Raw genomic sequence first — 11,554 nt, 5'->3', positions numbered from 1 at the left:
TTTCACTTGAACATACTGTTTGGGACGTTGCTATAGGTGAGGGAAGAAGTTCATTTCCAGTCTGCGCTTCGGCCTACGCCCTGCACTGGGGATTGACTGTCCGCTTCGAAATGAATGGCGGGAGCGCTTCAAACGTAGAAGTTTCGAGGAAGTATACCATAGGTGAAGCTGAAATTCCCCGCCATTCATTTCGAAGCTAGGTTGGGCTCCAGAGGCGCTTGACTGGAAATGAACTTCTTCCTACGCAGCTTTTGTAAACACTATGAAAGTGATTCAAAGTGGGCAAAAAAACTGCCAGGCCTGATGCCTGACAGTTAGTTGTCTCCCTTATTCCTCACTCTTTTTCCTCGTTCGACGATACAGCAAATCCATACTTTCTTTGAGCGTCTCATACTCGCGCTCGGTCAGGTTTTCGATCTGTTGTATATTTGCGATCGTCTGCTTTTTGATCTCGTCGGTCAAGCGATCTGTCTCATCCTGGCTTTTGCTTTCATGTGTCTCTGTCCAATGCGTAGCAAAATTCGCCGTCAAAGCTCCAAGCATTCCGATCCCCGTTATCATCAAGATCGTCGCCATGATCCTTCCACCTGCCGTCACGGGCGAAATATCACCGTAACCGACTGTCGTGGTTGTCACAATCGACCACCACAACGCATCCGGGAAGCTTTTGATGTTCTCGTTTACACCGTATTCGAGCAAATAAATAGCAGTCGAGCTCCACAGCATGATGATCGTGACGACACCAACTACTTGACGCATCGGGCCTGAACGAATGATTCCCAGCAAAAACGGCGAAGCACGCACAATGCGTACCAGCCGAAGTATGCGCATGAATCTAGCTAAATACAAATACGAGTCCAATGGAATCATCGCGATCAGATCGAACCAGTTGGCAAAAACGAATTTTCGCTTGTCTTTCGCCCTCCATAGCCGGAACAAATACTCGACAACCAGCATGATGATCAGCCCATTGTCGACCTTGTTCATCAGTTCATCAGTCAATAAAGGATGGTTAGAGAAGTCCGCGAACAACAGAATCGCATACGTAATCACAAGCATAATGATAAAAATCTCATACATGACGCGCCAGAACAAAAAGACTCCTCCCTGTGCTCATAAGTGCATGTCCAAAACATGTTCTGTTCAGCATCGAAAAAGAGGCGAAGAACCTGAAGCGGGAGGAGCCAAATGTAGCGAATCTACATGAGCACCGGACTTCGAAGGTGAACGCCTCTTTCCATGCTTAGTAGCTGATCAGCGCAGCCATTAACAAGCCCGCTGCAATACTCAACCGCGAAGCGAAAATACCGACGGATACGTTCCCGTTCGGAATTTCAGACACGACTTTGAATGGTGTAACCCATTCGAACAAATAAAAAATGATGACTTGGAATACCATTCCTACAATACCCCAGATGACCAAATCCCACAAGTTAACAGAGTGGTAAACGGCCGAAGCGAGGACGATTGCCAAACCGATGATTTTTCCTCCCAAATCATGTGAGGCTGCTTTTGCCGCTGCCACTTTCTTCGGATCGTCAGTCTGCGCTCCCTGCTTGATCAGATCAAACTCCTTGTAAGGAGTCGTAATCGTAAAAACAAAAATCCCCACAGCCAATATCGGAATAGTTACTGCCAAATACACCAAAAAATTTAATACGTAATCCAATTGTCCCAACATGTAAGTTGTTCTCTCCTTTCGCTACCTGTCTATGCCGACCGGCAAATAATAGGATAAGTTGTTTGTAATCGGTCCTCCGACACGGGCTACAATGGCCGATGCCTCCGTGCCGATCCAAAAGGATCCCCAGAGCAGCCGTCCAGCATAAGCTCCCTTCATCGTCTGAACCGTTATCTCTGGAAGCTCTACCCGTTTCTGAAAAATCATCGGCTGCTCCCAGTAAAACTCTTCCTGATCTTTCTCTTGCAACGTACCATCTGATGCAAACAGCATGACACCGCCACCTTCCCGACCAAAAATCGGCTTCGTGACGTAGTCCTCCCTACCTGCAAACCGATTTTCAAAATAAGTAGGCAGCATATAAGCTTCGATGATCGCGTGTTCCTCTTCTGTAAAAAACTCATTCGCCTCATGCAGGTTCCAGATGAGCGCCTGCAAGGCCTTTGTCTGAATGAGAAACGCAGAAGGAGGATTAATAATGGCCAGCTTTTTTTGGGCAATCAGCGAAAGCACATGCTCACCAGTCGGGTAGCCATCTTCATCCTGTTCTTCCGCCAATTTTTCCAAAGCATGCAGGCGGTACAGCACATCGACTGGCAGTAACTCTTCCTGCTCTTTTACATAGAGGCGGTCTTGCCAAACACGCAAATGCTCCAAAGCAGCAAACCGGGCAGACAGACCTGATTGGTTTAGTAAGTACAATGTTGTTCCCTTGTCTTCCTCATGCCAGTCGAGCGAGCTAAACCAGACAGAATCCGTATCATAGCCCTGCGCTCGATACGCGCCGATCACCTTGCTGAACGCCGAACGCAACTGCCGCTCCATCCCTTCATTTGGGTCCTCGCGCAGGAAATGGCGACAGGCACGACCGTTTACGTAAAATGCCTCGACGATTCCGGTAGGAGTATCACTATTGCACTCAAGCATCTTCAATCCTTCTGTCGTCTGGGCAAAATCAAAGCGTCCAACCACAGTGGGCACTGTTTTGGTAACGACAATCCTCACCGCCTGCAACGCCTGCTTTGGCACTCCTAATTCCAATAACAGGGAGTCCTCTGCACGCTGCAATACCGGAACGACCTTGGTAAAGATTTGCCCAAGTCGCTCGGTCGCCATCGCAATTTCCTTTCGAAATGAGGGAGGGATCAGGTGGATATCATAAAGCGCATATTCCTCGCCATACATCCAATCCCAGGTAAACACGCCCTCTTCCCGTATCGGGCCGTACAGTGCCTCTCGATCTCGTCGGTTATGATCCTCCACTTCCATCACCTCATCCAGAGCTGGAATAGCCTGAGCTGCCGATACCGCCCTTGGAGCTGCTCGTGCTTATCCCACTCGATACTCCGGATTTGCTCTTGTAAGACCTGTAAGTGGAGCCAGAACTCCCACTGCTGCTGCTATCGTCACAATAGCCGTCATTGTCGTTATCGTAGCAATCCTCATCATAGTCGTCCCCGGATGAACACCCGCTGATCACAAGTGCTGCCGCGACGAACAGACCGACTACTTTCTTCGATTTCGTTTGTGCCATTTTTCTTCCTCCTACACTGGCTTCGCGTAGTAAACATAAACCTGCCGATCTTCATCCACTTCGGCCGATGTCTTCTCCCATTCGCGTCCATTTACATACAAATAGTCGCTTTGCAAATGCAAGAGAGCATCGTCATCGTCTTTGAAAGAAAACGTGTGAACAAGCGGATAAACGCGTGCATTTTCTTGATATTCACGCATTTCGATCTGGATGCTGCCCCAGCGTGCAGACACAGCCTCCGCGTAATCGACAGCCTGCTCTTCTGTAGAGCGCTTGACGTAAATCACATATGTGCCGTTTTCGATTGCACAAGACGTTTTTTCATAAACGACATGCCCCTTCACCAAATAATCGCAGGCGAAACGCAAGGAGACCTCATCTTTGTTTACGTTGTCGTAGTAAAACAGAACAGGGTATCCCAAGGCCTCATCCAGCAACCGGTATTCCATCCTTGTCATTTTTCTCACCTCTTTTACCTATCACAGAATAACAAATCATGCGCAACAATTTTATACGTACGCCGAAACATTTGGTTGCCAATAAATGAAAAGAAATCCAGCAGAGCCATAAACCGCTACACAAGTCCTACTTCTCTGTTCCGTTACTGTCGAATCATACCGCGAATCGTTTCATGCAAATGTCCGTTGCTCGCTACTAAGGAAGGAGTATGATCTTGTTGGAATGGCTCATGCTGATACGGCTTTCCAGACCAGTCAGTAATCGCTGCACCCGCCTCCTTGGCGATGACAATTCCGGCTGCCACATCCATAATATTGGAGCGTTGCATCACGATATAATCGAGCCATCCGTTCGCCAGCAAGCACCAGTCCAGTGCAGGTGCAATATTTCGCATGAGACGCTTGGTCTGGAAGACAAACGGTTCTGTAAAAGCCATCTCTTCTTCCTTCGTTACCGTGTCGCGTCCACGAATGTATGTACCTACTGCACGTGTGAGGTCTTGGCGGTTATTGACATTCAAGCGTTTTCCGTTCAGATAAGCTCCTTTTCCTTTTTCCGCCCAAAACATTTGACCCGCTACAGGATTGTAGACGACACCAAGCACCAGCTCACCCTTGTGCTGCAACGCAATCGAGATCGAGAAATACGGATAGCCGATAAAATAGTTATTCGTTCCATCTAAAGGATCGATAATCCACAAATACTCTTCCTCGCGAGAAACCATTCCGACCTCTTCAGAAAAAATCGTATGTGTCGGGAAGTGGCGATGCAGTACTTCAATGATGCGTTTTTCACTGCCTTTATCCTCTGGCAGCTTCACGTCGTTATGCAATTCCTCATCGGGCACGAGCTGTTCGAGAAAACGTTCCTTCAAAAACGCACCCGCGACACTTGCTGCTTCTTTTGCAATTTCTATCATGATATTTCACTCCTTTTTACGTTTGGAACAACCTTTCAATAAATGTTCAAAAAGTCGGCTTTTCAGCACCGAGAAGATAACGTGAATCGAACGAAGGAGGAGCGGAATGTAGGCAGTCTACATGAGCACCGGACTTCGGAGATGAACGCCATATTCGATGTCGAATTCGCTTTCTGGACTACTTCGTGATCAAAAGACGACTTTTGGAACAACCTTTCACTTGCACTTGTATAGGTAACATTACTATCATAGAAAGACACCCGAAGGAGGGGGATAAATATGAACACCGACTTCATTCGGCTGAAAAATATGGAGGGTGAGCTCAAATTCACCCAGATGAACAATAGCTACGGCTTCTCTGTCACCACAAAGGAGCTCGTTTTTTTCAAGCCACACATGACCTATCATTTGTTTTTGCAGGACATCATCAGCATGGTCCCATTGAAGCTGGACGCTGCCCCCGTTACGTTCCGTCATCAAAACGAGACCGTTCACGCCTCATTTGGTTCCGATTACTACAAGCTGACAGCCAAGTGGGCGCGAGTTGTTTCGCGGTCCGGTATCGTCGAAAAAGAAGACATGGAGTTCATCGTGCCGCTTTCCACCAAAATGCTCAATTATGTTTCGGAATACAGCGGCCTTGTTGTCATCAAATAACACTCGTTAAACCTACGTTCTCACCTGCTGGTGTGGAGCGTTTTTTTATTTTTGCACATTCCTCGACAAGACGATGAACGTTCCTGTACCGTGGGCGATCCGCCTATTCCGATCATCGTAGACACTGCTCTCCATGACCACTAACGTGCGTCCGCGATGCAAAAAGCTCGCTTCTACGCGTAGCCGCTCCCCTGTTCCCGGAAGCAAATAATTGAGCTTCAGCTCTGTTGTCACTGCATACTGATTTGGTGGCAAGGACCGGTTGATCAAGGAGCCCATCGCTGAATCGATCAAGGTAGCGAGAATTCCTCCATGAACAACTCGACCTGAATTGTGCATAAAAGGGGTCATAGGCAATTCAAAGCGATACGACTGCCTTTCTTCATCTATGAACTCTCCCTTTAATCCAAGAAACCCAGAGATAAACGCGCTATTCCGCTCTCGCTTCTGATGAATGGCAGCAACAGCCAGCTCGAGTATGCGGCGTTCCTCTTCATTCCCGTCCGACCAAATATTTTTTAACTCATCTAACATTTTGTTCACTCCAATCAAAACAAAATCGATTCTTCTATTTTATCCCAAACCCGTTGATTTCGCTATGATTCCTAAGCTTATGGCAATCCAGAGCTGCTGTCCGAATCAGTAGAGACTGAGCAAATGTTCAGACTTTTAAGGTTGTTTCTGTTATTAAAAATTGATAAGATAGTCAAAACATAAGACAGGCATTATCCGTATTGGAAGGGAGTTTTTCAAATTGGCCAGACAACGAAGTGATATGATCAAAAAAGGATTCGACCGCGCACCACACCGCAGCTTGCTTCGTGCAGCAGGTGTAAAGGATGAGGATTTCGATAAACCGTTTATCGCCATTTGCAACTCGTACATCGACATTATTCCAGGTCACGTGCACTTGCAGGAGTTTGGAAAACTGGTCAAAGAAGCCGTTCGTGCTGCTGGCATGGTTCCATTCGAATTCAATACAATCGGTGTTGACGACGGGATCGCCATGGGACATATCGGGATGCGCTACTCCCTCCCGAGCCGCGAGATCATCGCAGACAGCTTGGAAACCGTTGTCGCTGCTCACTGGTTTGACGGCATGATCTGTATTCCGAACTGTGACAAGATCACACCAGGGATGATCATGGGTGCGCTTCGTGTCAACATTCCAACCGTATTTGTAACCGGTGGTCCTATGAAAGCAGGAAAAACCAGTGATGGTCGTTCCATCTCCCTTTCCTCTGTATTCGAGGGTGTTGGCGCTCACCAAGCAGGCCTGATCAACGACCAGCAACTCGAAGAGCTGGAGCAATATGGATGTCCGACTTGCGGTTCCTGTTCTGGTATGTTTACAGCGAACTCGATGAACTGTCTGCTCGAAGCCATCGGTTTGGCTCTACCTGGCAATGGTACCGTACTCGCTGTCTCGCCTGAACGTCGCGAGCTGGTACAATCATCTGCTGAAAAACTGAAAAATCTGATTGAGCGTGACATTAAGCCACGCGACATCGTGACACTAGAAGCAATTGACGATGCATTCGCGCTCGACATGGCAATGGGTGGGTCAACCAATACGGTTCTCCATACACTGGCCATCGCACAAGAAGCAGGCATCGAATACCCGATCGAGCGCATCAACGAAGTAGCGAAGCGCATTCCGCATATTTGCAAGCTCGCGCCTTCCTCCGACTATCATATCGAGGATTGCCACGAGGCAGGCGGTGTATCTGCCGTACTGAAAGAAATCTCGAAAAAAGCGGGCGCGATTCACCCTGACCGCATCACTGTAACAGGTCAAACTCTCGGTGAAAACTTCGCCAACGCTGAAATCAAAAATGATCAAGTCATTCGTCGCCTGGACAACCCGTACAGCGCTTCCGGCGGTCTCGCTGTCCTGTTCGGAAACTTGGCGGAGCAAGGCTCGATCATCAAAACAGGCGGTGTCGATCCTTCTATTAAAAAGCATGAAGGTCCAGCGATTTGCTTCGACTCTCAGGAGGAGGCACTCGCAGGAATCGCCGCTGGCAAGATCAAATCCGGTCATGTTGTCGTTATTCGCTACGAAGGTCCAAAAGGTGGTCCAGGCATGCCAGAAATGCTGGCTCCGACCTCGCAAATCGTTGGAATGGGACTCGGTAAAGAAGTCGCCCTCGTCACAGACGGACGCTTCTCCGGTGCTTCCCGCGGGATCAGTATCGGTCACGTGTCTCCTGAAGCCGCAGAAGGCGGTCCAATCGCCTTCGTTCAAGACGGAGATATCATCTCGATTGACCTCGAAGAACGCACGATCGAGCTACATGTGGATGAGGCAGAGCTGGCTAGCCGTCGCGAAGGCTGGAAAGAATTCGAGCCAAAAGTAAAAACAGGCTATCTGGCCCGCTACTCGAAAATGGTAACGAATGCGAGCATGGGTGGTATTTTGAAAATCTAGCGTTTCAAGTAAAGGCAAACCCCTTCCTTTGTGAATCACCGTCACTTAGGAAGGGTTTTTTTGTATTGACTTTTCCAGCTCTTCCCTTCTACAATCAAGTTAATAAATCTTAACTGGTTAAAAGGATTGTGATAGATAGTGGAGCAAAAGTCGATTTTTATAATCGAAAACTACGATCAGCTAAAAGTGATCAGTGATCCTTTACGCACGAAAATGCTGATGCGTCTGGTGGAAAAGCCGCACACGGGGCAACAGCTCTCACAACTTTTCGGACTGTCCCGCGCGAAGATTCTCTACCACCTCCGTGAGCTGGAGAAGCATGGCATCATCCAGTTAGTGAAAAAGGAAGAAAAGGGCGGGAACATTCTCAAATACTATCAGGCAGTGGCCAGGGGCTTCATACCTGCTGATCATCTGCTCACGTATACGGAGTCTAAGGAGGCTACCAGACAATCCTACGTCGAAGTCTTGCAACGGGCGAAAACAAGAGCGCTCAGTGCTCCTGAAGAAGCCTTTGCCCTGACGTCATCCGAAGTCGAGAAATGGCCGCGCATCTCCTTGCAGTCTGAACTCAGAGTCAGCGAGCAAGCGTTTGTATCCTTTTTGCAAAAATACCGGGACCTGCTCCACGAATTGCAGCAAAGCTCCCTAGATGACCCAACTACGAAGCAGGATTACTACTTGATGATTTCGGGATTTCAAATCGATGAGCCGTTATTCAAAAAGGATGGGCAGGAGTAACGAAGCAAAATGCAATACGCTGCGTCCAATTCATGTCTAGAAAAAACCTATTAGGCTAGGTTTTTTCTTTCGAACGATCAGTTAATATTTTTTAACCGGTTAATATTAAGGAGCGTGAATTTCCATGGAAGCAGTCCCCAAGCAATCTAGTCTTCCTTCGGCGGATACATCCCGCTTGTTTACAAAACCTTTTACTCTACTTTGGATGTCCGCACTTTGTTCCGGACTCAGTATCTCACTCTTTCTATTCTCGCAAACCTGGTATATCATTCAGGTTTTATCTCTGGAGGCCTCAATAGGTATCGTTTTTATGGCTGCAACGATTCCCAGGATCGTCTTCATGTTGATAGGCGGAACGATCGCTGATCGGATGAGCAAAAAGAGAATCCTGTCGATCACCAGCATGCTGAAAGCATTTTTGATGCTTCTGCTTGGAGGAATCATCTGGTGGGGGTATTCCTCGTTTGCGCTGTTTGTTTGTTTTGCTTTCTTATTCGGTACCATCGATGCCTTTTATTGGCCCGCTCAAAATTCGTTCATACCGTCAATCGTACCCTCTTCTTCCCTTTTGCGTGCGAATTCTGTGCTGCAAACGACAAACCAAACCTCACAGCTGCTCGGTCCTGTTCTTGCCGGTTTTGTGATTGAGTGGGGAAGTTACCCCCTTTTATACGGATTCGTTGGATTGCTACTCCTGATTGCAAGTGCATCTGCATGGTGTATGCCGAAAGAGGAACCAGTCCTTCTATCAAAACCACAGCAAAAGCTCAAGGAATCTATAAAGGAAAGCTTCTGTTATGTCAAACAATCTGATTTCCTGCCCTTGCTATTGACCGCCATCATCTGCTTGAACGTATTTTTAATGGGCCCCTTATACATCGGCTTACCGATTTTTGTAGATCAAGTGTTATCTGGTTCTACCCTGCAGTACAGCTTTTTGGAAGGGGCACTCGCTTTTGGCATGCTTGCTGGGGCAATCGTGCTCGCATTCACGACACGGGGCCAAAACAGGTTACAGATCGCCTTTCTTTTCATGATGATGCAAGCGCTTGTCTTTTTTGCTTTTAGTCTCACCCAACAGTTCTGGCTGAGCTTGATCATTCTTTTTACGCTTGGAGTAACGTTTTCTCTCATTAATATATCGATTCTCTCTTTTGTTCAGGAAAAGGTGCCAAAAGACTCGTTGGGGAAAATCATGAGTTTGGTCTCGCTCTCCTCTTTGGGCTTGCAGCCGATTTCACAGGCGCTGACGAGCCTATTGATCGCATGTGGACTTACGGCCAAGGAAGTTATGCTGCTTGCCTCCATCCCCCTCTTTATTGCTTCTTGTTTCTTTTATTGGCGGCAAAAGTACGCTCGACCTGCAAAGAAATCCGATTGAGTTTTGCGCGAAAAGCAAAAAGGGATGATCTGTCATGGATCATCCCTCTCCCCTATTATGTATTTACAAAACTTGCATATTCGCTCATCGCAACTTCACAGAGTATGAGACGTATTAGTAAGTAGAGAGCCAGACGAGTAGATTACAAGACTCGTCGTGCCGAAACGAAGCGCTTCTCCCAGGACGTGCCTTTAAAGGTCGAATACGTCACTCCTGGTTTCCCATATGTATGTAAGAGTTTGTTGTTGCCTGCATAGATCGCCACATGCGTAATCCGTTTGGATGTCGTTGTCGTACTCGCCTTGAAGAACACCAGGTCGCCCTTTTTCAAGTTCGACTTGGACACACTCGATCCCACCTTGGCTTGATCTCGCGATGAGCGCGGCAAGCTCTTGCCCACAGCTACCTTGAATACACGCTGTGTAAAAGAAGAGCAATCGAATACAGCTGTGGTACTGCTGCTCGCACCGAATTTATACGGAGTACCCTGATACTTTCGGCCAGTGGCAATGACCTTGTCCGCCCTAGATTGCGACCATGCAGCCTCGGCTACATTTTGCTCTCCTGGTAGTGGAGCGACAATCGCTGTAACTCCCAATGCTACTCCCATTACGATTCCTATGAGGGCTTTATGTAATTTCATGCTGTTCATCCTCCCTTTTCTTTTGAAAAAGATCCCTGCTCAACAAAGGACCATTTTATGCAAAGTTTGGCTGACCTCTCACTTGTTCTCTACTTTACCAAAGCTCACCCTCTATGAAATTACCAAAAAGTTACCAATAACTATTTTCTCAACTGGATACCATTACCACTTGACGCCTCCGCGCCTGATTTAATAGGCACTCCTCAAATTTTCAGTTTATTTTCTTACCAGAATGTCCCTCCCAATTTGGCAAAATCTATCCAGCTCCGAATTGCGAAAACCCCCATACCATGCGACTTTTGTCCTACTTCAATTTACAAAAAACCCCTTTCCCTTCATTTATCACGTGATGAACGTATAAATCTCGCTTCTCTTTCTTCTCTCTCTACTTGCAACTAGCAGGGAGTCATCGTAAAGTAGATAGGAGTTCGTTTTGAAGGAGGCACATATGCGACTGCGTAACATTCCAGGTGCCGAAGCGGCCCTGAGAGAATATCCGACGTTCGTAGACAATCCCCTTTCCTATAAAGGTAATTGGAAGGAACGCTTCGGGAATAACAACCCGATTCATGTGGAGATCGGCTGTGGGAAAGGACGCTTCATTAATACATTGGCCGAGCGTCACCCTGACATCAATTTCATTGCGGTAGAACTGAAGGCGGAGGTCGTTCTGCGCGCTGTTCAGCGCACGGAGTACAAGGCTGTTCCAAATCTGGCTTTTGTCCAGTTCGACGCTTCCAAATTGACCGATTTGTTTGCTGATCATGAAATTTCTCGCATCTATCTGAACTTCAGTGATCCGTGGCCAAAAACCCGTCACGCAAAACGCCGTCTTACTTATGCAAGCTTCCTGAACACCTATCGTCAGGTACTTGTCGCAGACGGTGAGATTCATATGAAGACAGACAACGAGAAGCTGTTCGAGTTTTCCCTCAACCAATTCGCTGCCGAGCGCTTCCAGATGCGCAATATCACTTTTGACCTGCACCAGTCCAAACTGGCGGCAGATAATGTGATGACGGAGTACGAGGAGCGCTTTTCTTCTCGTGGGCAGCGTATTTATCGGGTGGAAGCGAGTTGTGTGATTAAGTAAACGTTTGAGTCAACA

At 47.5% G+C, this 11,554-nt stretch carries 13 protein-coding genes; 5 read left to right on the top strand and 8 right to left on the bottom strand.

The window, feature by feature from the left end:
- Positions 1–327: 327 nt before the first annotated feature.
- The 6 genes from C7R93_RS06980 to C7R93_RS06955 all read right to left on the bottom strand — a co-directional run bounded on the left by C7R93_RS06980 (position 328) and on the right by C7R93_RS06955 (position 4,593).
- The gene (locus C7R93_RS06980) at positions 328–1,095 is read right to left on the bottom strand and encodes a potassium channel family protein (protein WP_106838134.1); all 768 of its coding nucleotides are present in this window, start codon (positions 1,093–1,095) and stop codon (positions 328–330) included.
- A gap of 148 nt (positions 1,096–1,243) precedes the next feature.
- Entirely contained in the window at positions 1,244–1,681 is a 438-nt protein-coding gene (locus C7R93_RS06975; protein WP_106838133.1) for a DUF350 domain-containing protein, read from the bottom strand.
- Positions 1,682–1,702: 21 nt separating this feature from the next.
- Entirely contained in the window at positions 1,703–2,950 is a 1,248-nt protein-coding gene (locus tag C7R93_RS06970) for a glutathionylspermidine synthase family protein (protein WP_208637794.1), read from the bottom strand.
- Between the two features lie 4 nt (positions 2,951–2,954).
- Positions 2,955–3,215 carry a hypothetical protein gene (locus tag C7R93_RS06965; RefSeq protein WP_106838132.1) on the bottom strand — a complete coding sequence of 87 codons (261 nt, stop codon included), beginning with the start codon at positions 3,213–3,215 and terminating at the stop codon, positions 2,955–2,957.
- An 11-nt stretch (positions 3,216–3,226) separates the two neighbouring features.
- Positions 3,227–3,673 (bottom strand): hypothetical protein, encoded by a 447-nt coding sequence (locus C7R93_RS06960; RefSeq protein ID WP_106838131.1) that lies wholly within the window; start codon positions 3,671–3,673, stop codon positions 3,227–3,229.
- A 143-nt stretch (positions 3,674–3,816) separates the two neighbouring features.
- Positions 3,817–4,593: an inositol monophosphatase family protein gene (locus tag C7R93_RS06955; RefSeq protein WP_106838130.1), complete on the bottom strand. Its 777-nt coding sequence runs from the start codon at positions 4,591–4,593 to the stop codon at positions 3,817–3,819.
- Positions 4,594–4,872: 279 nt separating this feature from the next.
- Between C7R93_RS06955 and C7R93_RS06950 the strand changes: the two genes are divergently transcribed.
- Positions 4,873–5,250 carry a hypothetical protein gene (locus C7R93_RS06950; protein WP_106838129.1) on the top strand — a complete coding sequence of 126 codons (378 nt, stop codon included), beginning with the start codon at positions 4,873–4,875 and terminating at the stop codon, positions 5,248–5,250.
- Between the two features lie 45 nt (positions 5,251–5,295).
- Here the strand turns inward: C7R93_RS06950 and C7R93_RS06945 are convergent, their stop codons facing one another.
- Positions 5,296–5,784 (bottom strand): PaaI family thioesterase, encoded by a 489-nt coding sequence (locus C7R93_RS06945; RefSeq protein ID WP_106838128.1) that lies wholly within the window; start codon positions 5,782–5,784, stop codon positions 5,296–5,298.
- A gap of 220 nt (positions 5,785–6,004) precedes the next feature.
- On the opposite strand from C7R93_RS06945, the gene ilvD reads away from it, so the two are divergent.
- The 3 genes from ilvD to C7R93_RS06930 all read left to right on the top strand — a co-directional run bounded on the left by ilvD (position 6,005) and on the right by C7R93_RS06930 (position 9,803).
- A complete protein-coding gene (ilvD, locus tag C7R93_RS06940) occupies positions 6,005–7,681 on the top strand; it encodes a dihydroxy-acid dehydratase (protein WP_106838127.1) in 1,677 nt (558 codons plus the stop codon).
- A 138-nt stretch (positions 7,682–7,819) separates the two neighbouring features.
- The gene (locus tag C7R93_RS06935) at positions 7,820–8,422 is read left to right on the top strand and encodes a winged helix-turn-helix domain-containing protein (protein ID WP_106838126.1); all 603 of its coding nucleotides are present in this window, start codon (positions 7,820–7,822) and stop codon (positions 8,420–8,422) included.
- Positions 8,423–8,546: 124 nt separating this feature from the next.
- Positions 8,547–9,803, top strand: coding sequence for an MFS transporter (locus C7R93_RS06930; protein ID WP_106838125.1), 1,257 nt, complete (start codon positions 8,547–8,549; stop codon positions 9,801–9,803).
- 142 nt (positions 9,804–9,945) lie between these two features.
- On the opposite strand, the gene C7R93_RS06925 is transcribed toward C7R93_RS06930, so the two are convergent.
- A complete protein-coding gene (locus C7R93_RS06925) occupies positions 9,946–10,446 on the bottom strand; it encodes a C40 family peptidase (RefSeq protein WP_106838124.1) in 501 nt (166 codons plus the stop codon).
- 448 nt (positions 10,447–10,894) lie between these two features.
- Between C7R93_RS06925 and trmB the strand changes: the two genes are divergently transcribed.
- The gene (trmB, locus tag C7R93_RS06915; RefSeq protein WP_106838122.1) at positions 10,895–11,539 is read left to right on the top strand and encodes a tRNA (guanosine(46)-N7)-methyltransferase TrmB; all 645 of its coding nucleotides are present in this window, start codon (positions 10,895–10,897) and stop codon (positions 11,537–11,539) included.
- The last annotated feature ends 15 nt before the right edge of the window (positions 11,540–11,554 follow it).

This window comes from Brevibacillus fortis (assembly GCF_003013395.1).
GTDB lineage: Bacteria > Bacillota > Bacilli > Brevibacillales > Brevibacillaceae > Brevibacillus > Brevibacillus fortis.
Note: the sequence above shows the minus strand (reverse complement) of the source record. Positions and strands in the feature narration are given on the sequence as shown.